Genomic DNA, 21,961 nt, shown 5'->3' with positions numbered 1-21,961 from the left:
AAACGGATTTATATTTTATGGCGTGGATACTATCAGATAAAATTAATATTGCAACTATTATTTTTAACAAAAATTATTTTATAATCTTGAACTTATAACCTTAAAATATACTATTATATTTAGTGAAAACATGATGTAAAAATATCACGAAACTTGATGCAAATTGTGATTTTTTATGATATAATAACTCCCCTACAATATAGAAGCAGTGTCTAATGCTGTATTAGTATCCTTATTAGCTATATTTGGATCTGCATTCATGCCTAATAACATTTCAATGATCTTAGTACTATTAGGATTGTTCTTTTCTGCTGCATAATGTAGTACAGTATTACCGTATTTATCTTGCTTATTTACATTACCTTTTGTAACTAAATGATTTACTAACTCCACGTTACCTGTTTTTACAGCTGTAAATAAAGGATTTTTATCGAGTAAAGTAGTTAAACTACCATAGCGTACTTGAGCAACAACTTGCTTACACACTGTTCTAAACATCATATTTATTCCTCCAATTAGTTTTTATATCGCAAATATCCGTTTAAAACGGATATTTGCGATCATATTACAGTAAAATCCCATTACATGCAAGCAATATTTAAAAAATTTTTAAGTTGAATGAATAGAATCAAAGGTTTATATACTCGAATGTGACTCCGAATTGGCTTTAATATAAGGGAAAATGCATTCTTAAAGCGGCTAACGCGAATGCATTTTAAACCTTTCTAAAGCTAAAAACATGATTTTAATCTTTTAAAATCATGTTTTTAGCAAAATATTAATTTAACAATCAGATACAGAGCCGTCTCAAATCTGATTGTTTCGATAATTTCACCGAATTTGGGGATAAGAATTTATCAATTCTTATCCCGAATTCGCGTAAAATGAGGTTAACTTAACGTGACAATCTAGTGTAAATAGTGTATGGTAGCATTTGAAAATAAAATTGACTATAGTATTTTTTATCAAATAAGTCTCTTATCACCTCAATCTCGGATTAACTTCATTAATCCGACATTGGAATGAGAATGTAAACAATTAGACTTAAAGTGGTTTGACACAAAGTAACAATATGGAATTCGATCCTAATCTACTATCTCGTATACAATTTGCTTTTACTATAAGCTTCCACATAATTTTTCCGTCCTTTACCATTGGTCTTGCTAGCTGGCTGGCTGTCGTAGAAGGGCTATGGCTCAAAACTGGCAATAATATTTATCAAGAAATATATAAATTTTGGATTAAGATTTTTGCTATTACTTTTGGTATGGGAGTGGTATCAGGTGTTGTTATGTCTTATCAATTTGGTACTAATTGGTCAGGCTTCTCTGATAAGGTAGGTAATGTACTTGGACCACTATTAGGTTTTGAAGTACTTACTGCATTCTTTTTGGAATCATCTTTCCTTGGAGTTATGCTATTTGGCTGGAATAGAGTCAGTAAAAATATGCATTTCGCTGCCACTTTAATCGTAGCAATTGGTACAATTATCTCTGCTTTTTGGATTCTTGCAGCTAATAGCTGGATGCAAACTCCTACTGGTTATGAAGTACGAGCAGATAATATTTTATACCCGGTAAGTTGGTTAGAAATTATTTTTAATCCTTCATTTCCATATCGTTTTTGTCATATGATTGTAGCAGCATATTTAACTACAGCTTTTGCAATTGGTGGTGTTGCTGCCTGCTATCTTTTACATAAAAAATTTGTTAACCATGCTAGAATCATGTTTGGCATGGCAATGTTGATGGCAGTAGCTGTTGCCCCAATACAGCTTTTTATTGGCGACCAACACGGGTTAAATACTTTAGAACATCAACCTGCAAAAGTTGCTGCTATGGAAGGTATCTGGGATACGGAAAGAGGGGCTGCACTTAGATTCTTTGGTTGGCCTTCAGCACAAGAAGAAATAACAAAATATACTATAGAAATACCCAAAATTGCTAGTTTAATACTAACCCATAGCTTAGATGGAGAAGTAAAAGGCTTAAAAGAATGGTCAAAAGAAAATCGCCCCCCTGTATTAATAGTATTTTTATGTTTCCGAGTAATGGTAGGAATCGGTATATTAATGATAATTACTGGGGTTATTGCATTAGTTTTATACTTACGTAAAAGATTATTTGATACCAAATGGTTTCAATATTGGTGTATGTTGATGACTCCATCTGGTTTTATAGCAATATTAGCAGGTTGGTTTGTTACAGAAGTTGGCAGGCAACCTTATATAGTATATAATATAATTAGAACATCGGAAGCATCTTCACCGGTGCTAGGACAACACATCTTTGCCTCATTAATTGCCTTTGTGATAGTTTATGTTTTTATATTTGGCAGTGCCACTTATTATATTATAAATTTAATAAAAAAGGGGCCTATAGCTGATACCCATTAAACAAACGTCATTGCGAGGAGCTACCTTAGTAGCGACGAAGCAATCCATTTCTCATAAATAGTAGATTGCCACGACCACTACATGGTCTCGCAATGACAGAAGTATGAGTTAACCGGGTTAGCTATATAATAGACTTACTGCATAAGTCAATCTAGTTGGTGATTTTGTCGTCGAAACTCGCCTCCGCTCCTCACGTACGTCTGTGTACGCGAAGGTAGCCGGCTTCGTTTCTCCTAAAAATCCCTCAACTATCTTTGATTTATGCAGCAAGTCTAATAAACATAGGATTTTTTGCAGTTTAGGAAATCCAATAGAAGAGGACAACAACCATGCTTAATTTTGCTCCCTATATAGATTTACCTTTAGTGTGGGGTGGACTAATTGTCATTGCAATCTTTCTTTATGTATTACTAGATGGTTTTGATCTAGGAGTTGGTATATTATTTCCATTTGCTCCTACTCAAGATTGCCGCAATAAAATGATGAACTCTGTAGCACCATTTTGGGACGGTAATGAAACTTGGTTAGTTTTAGGTGGAGGAGGATTATTTGTTGCATTCCCACTAGCTTATTCAGTTTTGATGTCAGCCTTCTATATACCAATTACCATAATGCTTTTGGGATTAATCTTCCGCGGAGTAGCCTTTGAATTTAGATTTAAAGCCACTCTAAAGGATCGTTATATATGGGATTATTCTTTCCATTTTGGTTCTATCATCGCTACCTTATTTCAGGGAATTATGTTAGGAGCTTTCATCCAAGGCGTTAAGGTTGATGGCAGGGTATTTGCTGGTGATGCTTTTGATTGGCTGACCCCTTTTTCTATCATGACAGGTATTGCTCTAGTATTTGGTTACGCTCTTCTTGGTGCTACTTGGTTGATAATGAAGACTGACGAAAATACCCAAATATGGGCTCGTAAATCCGCATCATACGTATTAATGTATGTTATGTTATTTATGGGTTTAGTAAGTTTATGGATACCGTTTTTAAACGAGCAAATTCGTATATTTTGGTTTAGTATGCCGAATTTTATATATCTCTCATTAATCCCCGTTTTAACTATTTTTACATTATTTAGATTACTTTCAACCCTTTATAAGAATAAAGAATTTCAGCCTTTTTGCTATTCAGTTTTACTTTTTGCTCTAGGTTATTTAGGGCTAATCTTAAGTATTTGGCCTTTTACAGTACCATATCAAATATCTTTATGGCAATCTGCAGCAATAGCCGAATCACAATCTCTAATGTTGGTAGGAGCTGTGTTGCTTTTACCGGTAATATTAGGTTATACAATTTATTGTTATTATATATTCCGTGGAAAATCAACTCATCACCCAATGTATTAGTAAGTTGAGAAAAATTTTTATTTCTCAGAAATGCAAACAATGGCTTTGGTTTGTAATTTTATACTTAGTGGGGCTAATATTTGTGCTATCATTATCCTGTATAATTAAAGCTATCTTTTATATATTAAACTAATAGCTTTTACTACTGCCCCCTAGCTCTTTTCACTCTCGACATTTGATGAAAACCAACATAAAGCAAAGGTGTTACATAAAGTGTTAATATCGATCCGATAACAATCCCTATTACCAAAACTATAGCCATTTGAAAACGACTATTAGCGTAGTTGCCATTATCAAAGAAAAGTGACAACAAACCAATACTCATAGCTAAAGAAGTAATTAAAATTGCCCTGATTCTTGACGTTGCCGCTGTTACTATTGTTTTTAGAGTTCTTTGTCCCTTCTGATGCATTGCACTACATAACAACACACTATGCTTAGTCATTAATCCTGCTAACGTGATAAGTGATATTTGCGTATATATATTTAATCCCCCTTGAGAAAAATATAAGCTTAATAATGCTACACTTAAAGCGGCTGGAATTCCCCCAACTAAAATAAACAATGATAGAATTGAGTCGTTAAAGCGTGCAAACATTAATAAGTAGAGTCCAAGTATAGATAGTAAAATTAGTACTGTAAATGATGATGTTGAATCAATAAGTATTTGCGTTTGCTCACTATAGCTCATATCACTATCATTTGGTAACTTGCTGTTTAACTGATTAATAAAATGAACTGCATCCTGCAATTTAATACCATGTTTAGCAGTGGCAATTACTTCAATGGAATATTGCTCATTATAACGCATAATTTGATTAACGGTATTCACCCTATTAATATCACATATATCCTTAAGCTGAATAAGGTTTTCTCCATTTTTCTGTGTTGTAATGAACATATTTTGTATATTACTTAGTGTTTTGCCAAATTTAGGATCTGATTTAGCAATGACATCATAGGTATTATCATAGTGCTTAAAGTTCCCTATCTTCCTAGCATTAAACAGAATATCTAATGTACTTGATATATCTTTCTGACTTAAACCATATTTAAATAACTTATCTTGATTACACCAAATTTTATAATCTTGTACAGGTGAAGCCTCAATAGCTATAACATTAGTAAATAAATCTTTTGAGTTATTCTGTATAAAATGAACAGCCTGCCAAGCATTCTCCATGGATGATTGGTTATTGACATAAAAGCTTAACTCAACGTTACCCTTTGCTGAACCAGCATTTTTCCCTTGAGCAAATTTCACTGAAATATCTCCACCCACTGCTATTTTTGCTAGTTTAGCTTCAATTTCATGCAATGTTTGTACCGCTTTAGCTTTATCTTTTAATATCAACCAAATTGTTGAACGTGGTGATTCTTCAATGCTCAGAGTATATTTTACATTATCATTATCCTTGATTATTTTAGTAATTTTTTCCATATAGTGATGGATGTAACTTAAATTGGTATTAACCATAAATGTGTTAGTCAGTATAAGCATATCTTTTTTTTCAAATGGCTCAATTTCTATTTTCATATTGTTAACTGCAACATATGTACCAGCCGCTACAACGATAGCCACCAAGGATAAAAATACTTTGGCATGGCGTATAATAAAAAATAAAGACTCCTGATATTTGTATGTAATCATATCCAATGTCTTATTAACAATTTGAACAAATTTGCTTTCATGCGTATTATTTGCTAGTTTTAAAAACAATATGGGTGTTAAGGTAAATGCAACGATAAAGGACATTACTAAACAAGCAATTACTGACAAAGCAAATTCCTGCAAAATTTTTCCTACTTCTCCTTTAATAAATAAAATAGGGACATATATTACTACTAGCGTAAACATCAATATTAAAACAGATAAAAAAAGACTATAAATTGCTTGCAATATACTAGTTAAAGCATCTTTATTCTTCCGATAATAATGTTCAGCATTCTCAATCACTACAATAGAGTCGTCAACCACTAACCCTATAGCCAGTACCATCGCCAACATCGTTATGGCATTGAGTGTAAAACCACATAAGTACAGCATAACAAAACAAGCTGCAAGCGAGACTGGAATTGCACAAATTGCGATAATTGAATATCGCAATGATCCCATTAGCAGTAAAACAATTACTGACACCAACAAGACCGATTCAAGCAAAGTTTTTCTTACTTCTTGAAATGCTTGTAAAATATCTTGGCTATCATCGATAATAACCTGAAAGATAAATTGGGGATTGGCTTTTTCATAATGTTCTAGGAAATGCTTTACACTCTTTGATACATCGATTGGATTTGCATCCGACTTAGCAAAAATACCTAATAAAACAATTTTATCCATACCAAAATAAGAGAGGCTAAGTAGCTCTTTATCTGATATTGTAATGCTGGCAACATTTTTTAATTTTACAGCAACATTATTACTTTCTAAATTGATTTCGCCAAAATCACTTAACTTACTAATTGCTGTATCAAAAGAAATATACTCTGTTTTATATTGATTTGATAACTTACCACCAGAGAAATCACTGTTTTGTAGTGTTAACGAAGCAAGAATACTATCTAACGGAATATAATATTTTGCAATCTTTTCAGGATCAATATCGATATTAATCACTTTTTCAGTCACACCAAAACTAGATGTATTGGCCACACCATCGACATATTTAAGCTTTTTTTTGATCAACTCAATATCATCAGCAGTAGCTGATACATTGTTCTTAGAACTCACCGCAATATACATCATTGGTAAAACAGAAAAACTTTCAGTAGATATTATAGGCTCTTTAGCCCCCTCTGGCAGGAGAGCCTTATTTTTTAATATCAAATCTCTAACTTGATTAATTGCTTGTTCTATAGGAACTTTTTTGGCTATACTTAGAGTTATTTTACTCTCTCCTAACTGACTAATAGCAATAATCGACTTAAGACCATCAATATGTGAAAAAACTTCCTCAAAAGGTTTAGTAGTATATTTCTCTATCAGGTCCGGCTTTACATTCGGATTGATGATAGAAATGTAAATATTTGAAACAGGAATATTTGGTAAAAGTTGAATTTTCAGCTGCAAATATGAGTATATACCAAATAGTACAACTACAATATTTATTACAATAAAGAAGCTACTATGTTCCAACAATCTTTTTATCATAAAAGTTTTTTCATATTAATCCCTAATATTCTTAGTAGGACTCTGCACCCCTATTTTCCTCTGTGCTGGGTCTTGCGAAATGTAGACATTGTTTTTTATTCTAGTTACATCTGTTCCAGTTGTAGTTGCTGATTTTCGTAGGGTATTGGGTGACAGCTTGGTATTGTCATTTACAACTGGAGTTACAGCAGTATCTTTTTTTACCATTGCTGGATCAATTACCTTAGGCCGCTTTGAGGGTACAAGTTGAGGACTATTCTGTTCTCTTAAACCATTCTGTCCTTGTTCTCTTAATACATTACTAGCTCCAATTCCTACTGTTTTTACTGGACTAGCTACCTCAGTTGGGGATTCTTTTTGGATTACAACTGGAGTTTTTTTGCTCTGTTGTTCTACTAGTAGGTTAGTTGCAGCAACTTTCTCATTTAATGGATTAGGAGATTGTGTCAAATCACCTACACTACCTATACTACTTACACTAGATCTACTAATTGAACGATTGCTTCTAGAGCTTACACTTACACTGTTATTATTACTATTCAATGGTGTACTGCTCCCTTGTACCTTTTTCATTTCATTTCGCACCTTAGCTAAGTTTTGACTTGCTGTTTTTACTCCTGATGAGTTTCGTTGATTAACGAAACTACTTCGGGATTTCATAGCCTGTGTATGCTTACCCTCAAAGTTTTTTGTCTCCTTAGTTACATCCGCCTCTGTTATTTGTAATGCCGTCACAGCCTTTTTACGCTCCTCCTCCTGTTGTTGCTTTTTCTTAGCTACACCCTTATCTTTTTCTGTGAATGTATTTACAGCTCTTGTACGCTCCTCCTCCTGTTGTTGTACTTTCTTAGCTACATCCTTATCTTTTTCTGTGAATGTATTTACAGCTTTTGTACGCTCCTCCTCCTGTTGTTGCTTTTTCTTAGCTACATCCTTATCTTTTTCTGTGAATGTATTTACAGCTCTTGTACGCTCCTCCTCCTGTTGTTGTACTTTCTTAGCTACATCCTTATCTTTTTCTATGAATGTATTTACAGCTCTTGTACGCTCCTCCTCCTGTTGTTGCTTTTTCTTAGCTACATTCTTATCTTTTTCTGTGAATGTATTTACAGCTTTTGTACGCTCCTCCTCCTGTTGTTGCTTTTTCTTAGCTACATCCTTATCTTTTTCTGTGAATGTATTTACAGCTTTTGTACGCTCCTCCTCCTGTTGTTGCTTTTTCTTAGCTACATCCTTATCTTTTTCTGTGAATGTATTTACAGCTCTTGTACGCTCCTCCTCCTGTTGTTGCTTTTTCTTAGCTACATCCTTATCTTTTTCTGTGAATATATTTACAGCTTTTGTACGTTCCTCCTCTAGTTGTTGTACTTTCTTAGCTATCTCCTCCTTTTTTGATCTGAATGTATTCCAAGCCTTTATACGCTCCTCCTCTAGTTGTTGTACTTTCTTAGCTATCTCCTTATCTTGTTCTACAGATGGATTTTTTGTACGCTCCTGCTCCAGTCGTTCCTTTTTATTAGTTATCTCATTATCTTTTTCTTTGAATGTATTTACAGCTCTTGTACGCTCCTCCTCCTGTTGTTGTACTTTCTTAGCTACATCCTTATCTTTTTCTATGAATGTATTTACAGCTCTTGTACGTTCCTCCTCTTGTTGTTGCTTTTTCTTAGCTACATCCTTATCTTTTTCTGTGAATGTATTTACAGCTTTTGTACGCTCCTCCTCCTGTTGTTGCTTTTTCTTAGCTACATCCTTATCTTTTTCTGTGAATGTATTTACAGCTCTTGTACGCTCCTCCTCCTGTTGTTGCTTTTTCTTAGCTACACCCTTATCTTTTTCTGTGAATGTATTTACAGCTCTTGTACGCTCCTCCTCCTGTTGTTGTACTTTCTTAGCTACATCCTTATCTTTTTCTATGAATGTATTTACAGCTCTTGTACGTTCCTCCTCCTGTTGTTGCTTTTTCTTAGCTACCTCCTTATCTTTTTCTTTGAATGTATTTACAGCTCTTGTACGCTCCTCCTCTTGTTGTTGCTTTTTCTTAGCTACCTCCTTATCTTTTTCTGTGAATATATTTACAGCTTTTGTACGCTCCTCCTCCAGTTGTTGCTTTTTCTTAGCTACATCCTTATCTTTTTCTGTGAATATATTTACAGCTTTTGTACGTTCCTCCTCTAGTTGTTGCTTCCTATTAGCTATATAGTTCTTTTTTCCTTCTAATGTGTCCATAGCCTTCTGACGTTGACTCTCATTTTTTTCTTTCTGCTTACTTACTTGCTCCTTTAATATTTCTTTGGCTTGTCCAGTTGCCAGTGCATACTGATCCTCAAGCTCTTTCATCTGCTTATTTCTTTTCTCCTCTTCTTTGGCTAATGCTTCTAAATCCTTAGTATACTCATCGTCAATATCTTTTATTTGCTTGTTTATTTCCTCTTCTTTCTTTGCTAATACTTTCACATCATTAGCATGCTCATCATCAATATCTTTTATTTGCTTGTTTATTTCCTCTTCTTTTTTTGCTAATACTTTCACATCATTAGCATGCTCATCATCAATATCTTTTATTTGCTTGTTTATTTCCTCTTCTTTCTTTGCTAATACTTTCACATCATTAGCATGCTCATCATCAATATCTTTTATTTGCTTGTTTATTTCCTCTTCTTTCTTTGCTAATACTTTCACATCATTAGCATGCTCATCATCAATATCTTTTATTTGCTTGTTTATTTCCTCTTCTTCTTTTACTAAAACCTCCATATTCTTAGCATACTCATCATCAAGAGCTTTTATATCCTTGTTTAGTATATCATCTTTAGCATCTGCTAACTTTTCTTCCAACTGCTTATTATATCTCTCCAATTCTTCTATACTGTCTTGGGCACTTTGTTTTTCCAATTTGTTAGCTTCAAGCATTTGAGCAAACTCAACTAACTTAGCTTGTGCATCATCATTTTGTTGAGTCAAAGCAAGTACTTGTTGTTGTGATTTTTCATTAACTTCTGCTAACTTCTCCACCGCTACCTTATTCTCTTGCTCTAATCTTTGTTTATCTAATGCGTGATTTCTAAGCACTTCCTCTAACTTAGCCTGTACAACATCTTTTTCGTTACTAGCATCTACTAAGTCCTTTTCCAACAGCTTCTTACCATCTTCTAAGGCTGCCATCTTTTCTTTTAGCTTCTCACTTTCTTCCTCAAATTTCTTCTCCTTTTCTATTAATGCTTGCTGAGCTAATTCTAATGCCTGTTGATTCTTTGCTATCTCAGCCTGTGCCATCCTTTCTGATTCTTGTGCTTTAGCAAATTTATCTTGAATAGCATCTTTTTCATTATTAGCAACTTTTAAACTATTCTCCAACTTATCCTTATCCTGAGCTAACTTTTTACTTGCTTCTTCAAATTTGCTCTTTTCTGCTGCTAATTCGTTCTTAAACAATTCTAATTCTTGCTGCTTATTTGCTATTTCAGCTATCGCATCTTTGTGAGCTTGCTCCGCTGTAGTCAACTTAGCCTGTGCCTCCTTTTGCTGTTGAGTCAAATCTGCTATCTTGACATCTAAGTCCTCATTATCCCTATTAGCATTTGCTAATTTTGTTTTTAGCTCTTGCTCTTTTGCTTTATGATCTTCAACTGCTGCAGCTAACTTAGCCTTCTCTTCTAATGCTTCATTGTTTATTTTAGTCAAAACTGCCATTTGTGCTGCAAATTCCTGCTCTTTTATTTTCTGAGCTTCAAGAGTTTCAGCAAACTTATCCTGTAGTGATTTTAACTCTTCCACTGATTGGTTTTGAGTTTCCTGCAACTTATTGAATGCCTCCTCTTTTACTTTAACTAGAGCAGCTTGCTCTGCATGAGCTGCAGTCAAATTTTCTATTTCTTTGCCTTTTGCTGCTAGCTCTTTAGCTACCTCCTCCTTTGCCTGTTGTTCTTTATTCAACATTTCATTCAAATCAGCAATTTTGCTCTTTTCTGCTGCTAATTCGTTCTTAAACGTTTCTAATGCTTGTTGATTCTTTACTATTTCAGCCTGTGCAGCTTCGTGAGCTTGCTCCGCTGTAGTCAACTTAGCCTGTGCTTCCTTTTGCTGTTGAATCAAATCTGCTATCTTGGCATCTAAGTCCTCATTATCCTTATTAGCATTTGCTAATTTTGTTTCTAGCTCTTGCTCTTTTGCTTTATGATCTTCAACTGCTGCAGCTAACTTATTCTCTGCCTCATTTAATTTTGCTACTGATTGCTTTTGAGCTTCCTGCAACTTATTTAATTCCTCCTCTTTTGCTTTAGCTAGAGCGGCTTGTTCTGCCTGAGCTTGAGTCAAAGCTATAATTTTTTCTTCTTGTTCTTGCTGGTCTTTATTCAAAGCTGCAATTTGCTGATCTTTTTCCTCTTTCTCTTTAGTCAAAGCTTCTGCATTTTTCTCAGCATCTACTAAGTTCTTTTCCAACTGCTTTTTATTTTCTTCAAATTCCTTCTTAGCTAATTCTAATGCCTGCCCGTTTGCTTGATTCAAAGCTGCAATTGCTTCATGCTCCTGCTCTTTTGCTTTATGAGCTTTAACTATCTCATCTTGTTTTGCATTCAAAGCTGCAATTTGTTTTTCATGAGCTTCAACCTCCTCAGTTAACTTATCTTGTGCATTTTGTAATTCCGTATCTTGCTGCTGTTTCTCTTTAGTTAAAGCCGCCATTTTTTCTGCAAATTCCTCCTCTTTTGCTTTAGCTAGAACAACTTGCTCTTCCTGAGCTTTAGTCAAAGCTGCCATTTTTGCTTCATGCTCCTGCTCTTTTGCTTCATAAGCTTTAACTGTTTCATCTAACTTATCCTGTGCTACTTTTAATGCGTCATCTTTTGCCTGTTTCTCTTTAAGCAAATCTGCCATTTGTACTGCATGCTCTTGTTCTCTTACTTGCTGAGCGTCAACCGCTTCAGCTAACTTAGCCTTCTCTTCTAATGCCGCCTGTTTTTCTTTAAGCAAATCTGCAACTTCCTGCTCTCTTGCTTTCTGAGCTTCCGTCAAAGCTGCTATTTCTTGACCTTTTACCTCTAGCTCTTTAACGGCATCATCCTTTACTTTAGTCAAAGCTTCTGCTTTTTTTTCAGCATCTACTAAGTTCTTTTCCAACTGCTTATTACTATCTTCTAAGACTGCCATCTTTTCTTGTAGCTTCTTACTTTCTCCCTCAAATTTCTTCTCCTTTTCTATTAATGCTTGCTGAGCTAATTCTAATGCCTGTTGATTCTTTGCTATCTCAGCCTGTGCCATCCTTTCTGATTCTTCTGCTTTAGCAAATTTAACTTGAATAGCATCTTTTTCATTATTAGCAACTTTTAAACTATTCTCCAACTTATCCTTATCCTGAGCTAACTTTTTACTTGCTTCTTCAAATTTGCTCTTTTCTGCTGCTAATTCGTTCTTAAACAATTCTAATTCTTGCTGCTTATTTGCTATTTCAGCTATCGCATCTTTGTGAGCTTGCTCCGCTGCAGCAAACTTACCCTGTGCATCCTTTGCTTGTTGAGTCAAAGCTGCTATCTCATCATTACTAGCTTTAACCATTATATCCAATGCATCTCTTTCTTTAGTCAAATCCTCTATCTGTTGTTGTGATTTTTCATTAACTTCTGCTAACTTCTCCACCGCTACCTTATTCTCTTGCTCTAATCTTTGTTTGTCTAATGCGTGATTTCCAAGCACTTCCTCTAACTTAGCCTGTACAACATCTTTTGCGTTACTAGCATCTACTAAGTTCTTTTCCAACAGCTTCTTACCATCTTCTAAGGCTACCATCTTTTCTTTTAGCTTCTCACTTTCTTCCTCAAATTTATTCTTATCTTCCACTAATTTTTGTTGAACTTCTTCATACTCACCCTTTACCTTTCTGAATTCTTCATCCTTTAGCTGTTTTTCTTCAGTTAAAGCTGTTATTTTTGCTTCATACTCCTGCTCTTTTACTTGCTGAACCTCAGTCAAAGCTACAATTCTTGCATCTAACTGCTTTTTATTTGCTTCAAATGCTTGCTGAGCTTTTTCATACTCTCCCTTTACCTTTTTGAATTCTTCATCCTTTACCTGCTTTTCTTCAGTCAAAGCTGTCATTTTTGCTTCTAGAGTTTTAACTATCTCTTCTTGTTGTGCATTCAAAACTGCAATTTGTTTTTCATGAGCTTTAACCACTTCATCCAACTTAGCCTGTACCCATTTTAATTCATCATCTTTTTCCTGTTTCTCTTTAGTCAAAGCTTCTGCATTTTTTTCAGCATCTACTAAGTCCTTTTTCAACAGCTTTTTATTTTCTTCAAATTCCTTCTTAGCTAATTCTAATGCCTGCTCGTTTGCTTGATTCAAAGCTGCAATTGCTTCATGCTCCTGCTCTTTTGCTTTCTGAGCTTTAACTATCTCATCTTGTTTTGCATTCAAAGCTGCAATTTGTTTTTCATGAGCTTCAACCGCTTCAGCTAAGTTATCTTGTGCATTTTGTAATTCCGTATCTTGCTGATGTTTCTCTTTAGTTAAAGCCGCCATTTTTTCTACAAATTTCTCCTCTTTTGCTTTAGCTAGAACAACTTGCTCTTCCTGAGCTTTAGTCAAATCTGCCATTTTTGCTTCATGCTCCTGCTCTTTTGCTTCATAAGCTTTAACTGTTTTATCTAACTTATCCTGTGCTACTTTTAATGCGTCATCTTTTGCCTGTTTCTCTTTAAGCAAATCTGCCATTTGTACTGCATGCTCTTGCTCTTTTACTTGCTGAGCGTCAACCGCTGCAGCTAACTTAGCCTGCTCTTGTAATGCCGCCTGTTTTTCTTTATCCAAAATTGTATTCAAATCAGCAATTTTTTTAGTAGAAGCTGCAATTTTTTCTTCTTTTTCTTTCTGGGCTTTATTCAAATCTGCTATTTGCTGATCTCTTGCTACCTGAGCTTGCTTCAAATCTGCAATCTCTTTAGTTACAACTTCAATCTTTTCTTCATGAGCTTTAACCATTTCATCTTGTTTTGCATGCAAACCTGTTATTTTTTGCTCTCTTTCTGCTAAATCTTGATTCAAAGCTGTTACTTTCTGCTGTTGTTCTTTTAGATCTTTAGCTGCCTGCTCTCTTGCCTTTTGAGCTTCAGTCAAAGTGGCATTCAAAGCAATAGTTTCTTTAGTCAAAGCTTCTGCCTTATTTCTAGCATCTACTAAATCCACCCCCAAGCCATCCTTATCTTTACCTAAGGTTGTTATCTGCTCTTGCAAATACTTATTTTCTTCTTTCTTTTTTTCTAATTCTTGCTGAACTCGCTCATGATCTTTTTTAGCTTCATCCAAGTTAGTTTGTAAATCTGCATTCAACTTATTATATCCTAAATCTTTTGCTGCACTAAGTGTTGTCGGCTGATTTTTTGTATTTTTTTCTGTCTTTTTTGACTGACTCTTTACTTTAATCTTGTCTTGAGTCTTTTTATTGGGTTTTTCCTTCTTTAACTCTGCAACTGATTGACTTTCCTGCTTTTTAAGATGATTCGTAATAGGTTGTTTTAATGCTGTTTTCTTTTCTTCAATCTCGTTCTTTAAGGACTTTATCTGTTGTTGTGCATCATCAAGCAATTTCTTTTGAGCCTCCAAATCACCCTGTAAAGCAGCCGCATTTTTTTTAGCCTCTTGATTTTGCAGCTGATTTAATGAATTATCTTTTATCTCCGATTGTTTAGGCAATTGTGATTGCAGTTGCTCTAGTTTTTCAAATGCTAATTTTTTCTCCATATAAGCATTATTCAAATCATCTTCTTTGGTCTGCAACTCTAATAATTTTGCTTCAGCTTTTTCAATATTACTCTGCAATAGTTCAAATTTCGAAGTATTTTCATGTGTTTCCAGTGGTTCACCATCTGAATCCAATTGGTCAATTTGATTATTCAATTGCTTATTATCACCTAACATTGGTTCTTGTTGGTTCGAATCTCCAAGTATAGCACTTTGTGATGGATTAGTTTGTGATTGATTAGTTTGTGATGGATTAGTTTTCTGCACAGAATCAGTAATATTTGGAACTTTTATAACATCAAGATTTTTGTCATCATTTACATATACTTTAGAATTAATTTGAGGACTTGCATTATCTTGAGTATTATGATTATTACTAATATACTGTTCTGGAGAAGCAGAATTGCTTCCTGTAGTTCTTTGTCCAGTATTTGATGAAGAATGTGAGTTATCTGAGGTATTACTACCATTTTGAGATTCCTCCAATTCTTGCTCTTTTTGCTTTAATGCTTCCTGAAGCTCAAGTTCCTTCCTCCTCAGGTCCTGTATAGCACCTGCTTGAATTCTGTTTAATTGCTTAAGTTTAGCTGTGTTATCATCATTATTCTCAAGAGCATTAACAGAACTACAAAATAGCAGTATCATAAGAAAGTATAGTTTTTGGATTTTTTTATTCATTTGTATTCAGTTCTCCAACAATGAAAAAAAGTATTAATATATTGTAAATACAAATTGAAATATTCTTGACTTGTCAAACTATTGTTATAATTTGTCAAGTTTCGATTCCGGTGCGTCAATAAGTTATGACCTATTTCATATTGTTGAGTGAGTTGTCTCATCTTCAATCAAAACCTTGATTCCATCATGCAATCCCTTCTTTCCTGAAATAACCACTTGGTCATTTGGTTTGATGCCAGTAACTACCTCTACACTTTGGCTATCACTATCACCTATTTCAATCCTTACTTTTTTAGCTGTATTATTCTCAATAACATAAACATAGTAATAAGAGTCAAAGAAAACAGCTGAGTTTGGTAATTTTATCCGTTGCTTGTTGCCATTGAAAATAACATTTACGTTAACAAATAAGCCCGGCATGATTGAATTATCATCATTTGGAATCAATGCTTCAATATAGACTGAGTGATTCTTATCTTGGGCAATTTCTGAAGTTTTAAAATCACTTAGTTTAAGGGCTAAGTTTAAAGCGGGAATATAGATGTTGACATAGCTCCCTCCCGCACTTTTAAATTTTTGATAGTCGCTTTCATCAAGACCAAACGCAACCTTGATAATATGAATATCATAAAGAACGACTATTTTATCCTTTTGTGTAACAAGCTCTCCAACAGTAACAAGTTTTCGTTCAACAATTCCACTTAATGGGGCAACAACATAATGATTGGTTTTTTCATCAAGTAATGTATAATATTTTTGTTTAGCATCAAGGTATTCTATGTTATGGTTCACATACTCTGTATATCTAATGAGATTCTTATCCAATAACTGCTTCATCGCATTAGCTTTTTTCTCTTTAAGATGATACTCTTCATTTGCTAGTTCAATCAGATAGTCAATTTGTGTGGTATCTAATACCGCTAAAATATCACCTTTTTTAACATAGCTACCTATAGGCAAGTCAAGTTCTTTAATTCTTCCTGTTGTATTGACTTTAACTGCATGTGTTTCATAGGCTAAGGTTTTGCCTGTTGTAACCAATATATCATTTGTCTCCTCTGAATATTGAGCCTTAACCACTTCAACAGGAATTACAACAGCTTGATTGTCCACTTGCTGTGTTGGGGCTTGTCTACTGACTACTTTTTTGATAGAAACTATCACTACAACAACCGATACTGCAACAAATAATAGTCCATATATATAGGATCTTCGACTTATTAATATCTTCCCTAGGGTCATTTGAATTTTACCATATTTCTGATTAGATTGCTAACCTTCTCTTTAATCTATTCATTTTCAACTTCGATTATACTCAAATCATTTGAGTATAATTTCTGATAACAAAAGAACCGTGACAAACGGTTTTATTGTTTTCTAGTCACATATACAGTAAAATTTTATTTTGTGCAAGTAATTATTTTAAAATTTTTTAATTTTATTTACAGAAAGTAGTAGTGTAGCTAACATGGAAATGTTTCAACCATAACTAGTGTATAGCCTTATATACTCAATTAACCTGAAGAGTTGGCAAAATGATTAAAAGTTATAGTCTGAAATTGGTCAGTTATAAGAGTAATCAAATTACCTTTGTATTTATCAATATTAGCAAAAAATCTATCTATAGCTTCTGAGAATTGAGCAAAATTATGGTAAAATTTATTATTTGTTACAATTCTATGCATAAATTTCCATAATCGTTCAATCGGATTAAGATTAGGGCTATAGGGTGGTAAAAATACTAATTCTATTTTGCTATTTACTAGATACTCCTTTACTTTCTTTGACTTATGATACCCAGCATTATCACAAATCAAATATATCTTCTCTTTATTAGGATTTTCTGCTTCTAATTTTTGTAGAAAATTGATTATATAATCACCGTTTACTTTAGGATTATCTGTGCTAACTAATTGCAAATCAGATAAATTAATTGCTCCTATTAAATGCTTCCTTTTCCAGCCACTAAATGTTGGTAAAGTTTTATTTTGATTCTTTCTGATCCAACCATAACGGGCTTTTGTTTGATACTGAGGATGAACGCTATCCATAAAATATATAGCTTCTTTAGCCTTGAGAGTACCTTTTAACAAACTATATTCTAGCTTAAATAGTTCTTGCTTATCTATATCAAGCTTGCCGGGTACGATCTTTGGCTTCTTATATACAAAGCCTAATCTGATTAATAGTTTTGTTACTCCTGCTATTGTATAGGTAACACCGTATTTTTCTTCTATGTAATTGCTGATATCTTTGGCATAAACATAATTACATATTTCTAAATGCTCTATTAACTCTTTCTCTTCTAGCTCACTTAGCTTACTTGCACTAACACCGGTAGCTGTCTCTAATTTATTAAATTTTTGATAATCTCTTACATGCTTTCTTATAGCTTCTTCACTTAACAGCAATGCTTCTGCTATTTCTCCATAGCTCCAACCTTTATCATACAGCAAAACTGCCTTAATTCGGTCACATACTCTCCTATCTCGTTCATTACCATGACCTGACTTCAGTACCGTTCTTTGTTCAGATGTTAAAATATTTCCCATTATCATATTCTAGCTTCTTTCTTCTCTTCCTTCAACTCTTCATTTACGAGCAGTATACTGTCAGAGTTTTATTATTCATTAGAAATTGTGATATGAATCTACCCCCCTCAAAAGTGATTTTGTTATTACCCAAATATAAGTGCGTCACAGTTTGGTTATGCTCTAAAAATTGTGCCACAAACCAAAGCCCCTCATCGCATACATGGTTGTCCCACAAATTTATTTTCATCACGGTGTTATTGTGCTTTAAGCCTTCTGTTATACACTCAGTACCATCAACATCTATTTGGTTGCGATTCAAATCTATTTCTATTACAGTTTTGTTGTCCTTTAAGAATTGTGCTAGTACCCTAGCCCCCTTAACAGTGATTTTGTTATTGCTCAAACATAAGTGTGTTACAGTGTTGTTCTTCTTTAAAGCTTCTACTAGCGACTCAACTTCCTCATCACCTATAGCACTATCATACAAATCTATTCTCTTAACATCTTCTCCTGCTTGCAGGTCATCGATAATTTCTTTAAGTGTATCCATAATACTTACCTCGTATGAAAAAATAAATTATATCATTTTTTGGAAATAAATATAACAAACTATTGCAAGTATTTTTATCATTAGTATAATATGGTTTTATATTTAAAGTATATCTGTTCTCCAAATTATCTAATGGAATGGCAGAATGATAGTTTTATGAGTCTTTTATGACCATTTTCTATTAATTTATTAACTAATTACTGATAATTGACAGACTAGTTGTTAATTGTTAACATTAAAGTTCTGAGTATAGAGTATAATATTAATTATGCAAGATACCACTACTAACGATTTACGTAACATTATAGCTAATATTAGTGCTAACCTGCGTAGAAATGGTATAAAAGTTGAAATACAGTACAGATTAAAAGACCCTTATTCTGCTTTAAAAAAGATGTTAAGGAAGAATATAGAGGTGAAAGAATTAACTGACCTAATTGGTTTTAGAATTATAGTTGATAAACAATATGACTGTTATGAAGTATTGACTACTCTTTACAATATCTATCCTGTTAATATGGAAAAGACAAAAGACTATATTGCTAATCCTAAGGATAATGGTTACCGTTCTTTGCATCTCGTACTTATAGCTGATATTTATGATCGTAACATAGAAATACAAATACGGACTAGAAGGATGCATGATATAGCCGAATTTGGCATTGCCAACCATGAGGAATATAAAAAAACGCAGGAAGAAAAATTAAGAAAGTTATTTGATGAGGAGAAAGTTAATACAGTTGCTATTAATACTGAAATAAATAAAGCCTATGATATTTTTAACCAGTTTAATTGGACTATATCAGAACTCGTTGCCTATGAGCAGGCAATTGAAAATCTTTGGCGTAAATTCCAAAATAATTCTTAAAAAATATAACAAAATCATTGGCAATATTAGTTTAATTTAATGTACAATCAAAATAATGGGGAGGCGTTTCATGGAAGATATTGACAATTGGCAGATCAAGTTTAAATCTTGTGAATATTCTGCTAAGTTACTTAGTAAATTGATTTCACTAAATGAAAAAGTAACTAACCCAGTAGATATCAGAGAAATTATCAAAGCTATCTATTATGCTAAGAAATATCATGGTAGTCAAATGCGGCAATCGGGTGAACCATATTACTCACACCCGATTGAAGTAGCTTATATGTTTGCTGAATATACAGCTCAAGCAGTTCAGCAATTGTTTAACACTAACATGATCGTTACCAGTTTACTGCACGATACTGTTGAAGACACAACACTTACCGAAGAGATGATTGTTCAAATTTTTGGCAGTCTAGTCGCAAGTCAAGTAGAAGACCTGACAAGGGTCAAGCCTTATGGCAAAATTAGCTCCAAAGAGATTTTAGATTTATTAGTTCAACAGGAAAAATATGATGTAGCATTGATTAAAATTTTTGATCGCATTCACAACTTACAAACTCTAGGAGCTAAATCACCTGAAAAGGCACTGAAGATAGTTAAGGAAACTATAGGATATTTTATAGATATTTGTTTTTACTTAGAAATACCAACAGCCGAACAACAATTGATAAATCTATGTTACAAAAATTTACCTATTACCCCTAACCCATCTGCTTTAGAGTACGCATTTCTTGGGTAGATGATTTTAGCTGGTTTTGCTAGATTTTCAAAATGAGATAGTCCGTAAGCAAAACCGATCATTGTAGGAATCATAATAAACCATATTCCCCAATTGCCAAAACACTCAATCAGGTAGACAAAACCAAAAGCACTGATAACATACATTAAAGCACGAGATACAGCAAATGTTATGCTGGCACAAGTAAAACGTTTAAATATGGGAAAGCTTTTTAAACAAATGGGAGTAGCAGGGTCGAGGCATTTCTTCCATAAGATTATAATGAATTGAATCAAAAATAACTGATCAGGAGAATTAAGATTATTCAATAAATACGGACAAAATATCATGAAAATAGAAAATATTAGCAGTGTAATTTTTATGATTAATAATGGATATACTTTTAAACTTAAATAACATAATATTAATGTGGTTAACAGCTCCATTATACAGACAAGAAAATTATGGTGAATAACTTCAGGCAGTGTGTAACCAAAACTAGTTTGTAAAATATTACCACAATATATATAAATAAAATAAATACATACCGGTAAAGGACATTGTAATAAAAAGAAAGCTAGTACGGTTTTTTTATTCACTTTTTCCCGCCAAGTAGGACGGTCATATAAAATATTTATATCGGTATTAGTTTTGTCAAAAACTTTTTTAATTCGACGTTTGGCATCAGCAAAGTCTGGGGCTTCTCTAAGTTTGCTTCTTGCAACAAAACCAATCAGGGCAACTGCTGCACCTATCCCAAATGCTACACGCCAGTTAAAAATATTACAGGCAACAAGTGAAGCAATTGTTAACGCCCCTAACTTTCCTAAGGTAGCACAAGCCCCTATAAATCCAACACTTGCATATTGTATTGGTGGGTGAAGCGTTTCAGTTAAATAAAGTTCTGTCCCTACTATTTCACCTAGAGAAGATATACCTTGAATACCCCGGCAGATGGTTACTAACCAAGCCGCTAAGATTCCTATTTGTTCGTAAGTAGGCAGATTAGCCATAACAACGCAAGCAAATGCCATCATGAAAGTTGTGATGATAACTGTTGCCTTACGACCTATATTATCACCTATCCATCCAAATATTAAAGCCCCTAATGGTCTAAGTAAGTAAGTTGAGCAAAAAGTAGCTGCATAATACAAAGTCGTAGTGTGTGGATCAGTTTTGGGAAAAAATACTTCATTAATAAATACCGCCATGTGTACATATATCATCAAATCAAAATATTCAAGGAAAGTTCCTATTGACAGTAACCCTATAGTTTCTTTTTGTTCTTTGTTTAAACTTCTTTGTTCTTGAGGATACCCTATCATTTCCCTTACCATCAGCTTGGTCATTAATGATAGCAAGAACAAAATAATATTAAAAGTGAAAATACATTTTGGTTAACAATATCACCGAATTTTAATAAAGCCTAAATAGTCTAGAGGATATCTCTTTGACATATTCACTATATAGTTCAGGGTAATCACCTTTGAACTTTGGTAGGTCAAAGGTTTTGCGAGTAGCTTGCTTCCACGATACAAGAATATGCTCACCTTTTTTTAGGTAAACATGGAATTGCATATAATTCATCACTTCTAACTTTAAGCTATCTTCCTTGCAGAGTAGCTGTTGTTGTATCTCTTCCAACTGATTCAGCTCTTTTACTTTTTCAGCTATTGAGTCATTTGCTTCAATAATATTTTGGCTATCAACATTATTGCTAGAAATAGCGTAGTGTTTTCTTGCCTGCTCAACAGTTTGGGGCATAGTTTGGGACACAGTTTGTGGTATTACCTCAGGGGTAGTGGAAGTCTGTTTTACAGTATCATTTATCACAACTTCTTGAGGTTTATTTTTCTTTTTGCTTAAACTAACAACATTTTGGCTAACAATGTTTTGATACTGATCTTGATTTTTCTCTATTTTTATCCTTGCGGCTTTCATTTTTTTATCCTGTTATATAATGTTGTTTGTTTAT

General features: G+C 33.7%; 12 protein-coding genes. 4 read left to right on the top strand and 8 right to left on the bottom strand.

From position 1 onward, the window contains the following. Positions 1 to 192: 192 nt before the first annotated feature. Positions 193 to 501, bottom strand: coding sequence for an ankyrin repeat domain-containing protein (locus ACFEL2_RS01725; protein ID WP_341751297.1), 309 nt, complete (start codon positions 499 to 501; stop codon positions 193 to 195). 571 nt (positions 502 to 1,072) lie between these two features. On the opposite strand from ACFEL2_RS01725, the gene ACFEL2_RS01720 reads away from it, so the two are divergent. Beyond that, positions 1,073 to 2,395, top strand: a complete 1,323-nt coding sequence (locus ACFEL2_RS01720) for a cytochrome ubiquinol oxidase subunit I (RefSeq protein ID WP_375332109.1) — start codon at positions 1,073 to 1,075, stop codon at positions 2,393 to 2,395. Positions 2,396 to 2,724: 329 nt separating this feature from the next. Continuing rightward, positions 2,725 to 3,744: a cytochrome d ubiquinol oxidase subunit II gene (gene cydB, locus ACFEL2_RS01715; RefSeq protein ID WP_341751299.1), complete on the top strand. Its 1,020-nt coding sequence runs from the start codon at positions 2,725 to 2,727 to the stop codon at positions 3,742 to 3,744. Between the two features lie 142 nt (positions 3,745 to 3,886). Here the strand turns inward: cydB and ACFEL2_RS01710 are convergent, their stop codons facing one another. From ACFEL2_RS01710 to ACFEL2_RS01690, 5 genes are all read right to left on the bottom strand, one after another. After that, positions 3,887 to 6,895 (bottom strand): efflux RND transporter permease subunit, encoded by a 3,009-nt coding sequence (locus ACFEL2_RS01710; protein ID WP_375332108.1) that lies wholly within the window; start codon positions 6,893 to 6,895, stop codon positions 3,887 to 3,889. A gap of 15 nt (positions 6,896 to 6,910) precedes the next feature. Further along, entirely contained in the window at positions 6,911 to 15,313 is an 8,403-nt protein-coding gene (locus tag ACFEL2_RS01705) for a hypothetical protein (protein WP_375332107.1), read from the bottom strand. Positions 15,314 to 15,448: 135 nt separating this feature from the next. Further along, the gene (locus ACFEL2_RS01700; protein ID WP_375332106.1) at positions 15,449 to 16,555 is read right to left on the bottom strand and encodes an efflux RND transporter periplasmic adaptor subunit; all 1,107 of its coding nucleotides are present in this window, start codon (positions 16,553 to 16,555) and stop codon (positions 15,449 to 15,451) included. 272 nt (positions 16,556 to 16,827) lie between these two features. Then, positions 16,828 to 17,865 carry an IS630 family transposase gene (locus ACFEL2_RS01695; protein WP_375332016.1) on the bottom strand — a complete coding sequence of 346 codons (1,038 nt, stop codon included), beginning with the start codon at positions 17,863 to 17,865 and terminating at the stop codon, positions 16,828 to 16,830. 43 nt (positions 17,866 to 17,908) lie between these two features. After that, positions 17,909 to 18,397, bottom strand: a complete 489-nt coding sequence (locus tag ACFEL2_RS01690) for a hypothetical protein (RefSeq protein WP_375332105.1) — start codon at positions 18,395 to 18,397, stop codon at positions 17,909 to 17,911. Positions 18,398 to 18,665: 268 nt separating this feature from the next. On the opposite strand from ACFEL2_RS01690, the gene ACFEL2_RS01685 reads away from it, so the two are divergent. Further along, entirely contained in the window at positions 18,666 to 19,265 is a 600-nt protein-coding gene (locus ACFEL2_RS01685) for a bifunctional (p)ppGpp synthetase/guanosine-3',5'-bis(diphosphate) 3'-pyrophosphohydrolase (protein WP_375332104.1), read from the top strand. Positions 19,266 to 19,335: 70 nt separating this feature from the next. After that, positions 19,336 to 20,007, top strand: coding sequence for an HD domain-containing protein (locus tag ACFEL2_RS01680; protein ID WP_375332103.1), 672 nt, complete (start codon positions 19,336 to 19,338; stop codon positions 20,005 to 20,007). Here ACFEL2_RS01680 and ACFEL2_RS01675 read toward each other — a convergent pair. Together ACFEL2_RS01675 and ACFEL2_RS01670 are read right to left on the bottom strand one after the other, a co-directional pair. Next, positions 19,947 to 21,311: an MFS transporter gene (locus tag ACFEL2_RS01675; RefSeq protein ID WP_375332102.1), complete on the bottom strand. Its 1,365-nt coding sequence runs from the start codon at positions 21,309 to 21,311 to the stop codon at positions 19,947 to 19,949. The genes ACFEL2_RS01680 and ACFEL2_RS01675 overlap by 61 nt on opposite strands. A gap of 91 nt (positions 21,312 to 21,402) precedes the next feature. Then, a complete protein-coding gene (locus ACFEL2_RS01670; protein ID WP_375332101.1) occupies positions 21,403 to 21,927 on the bottom strand; it encodes a hypothetical protein in 525 nt (174 codons plus the stop codon). Positions 21,928 to 21,961 lie beyond the last annotated feature (34 nt).

The sequence above is a fragment of the Candidatus Tisiphia endosymbiont of Temnostethus pusillus genome, assembly GCF_964264675.1.
Lineage (GTDB): Bacteria > Pseudomonadota > Alphaproteobacteria > Rickettsiales > Rickettsiaceae > Tisiphia.
This window is presented reverse-complemented; position numbering and strand designations above follow the sequence as displayed.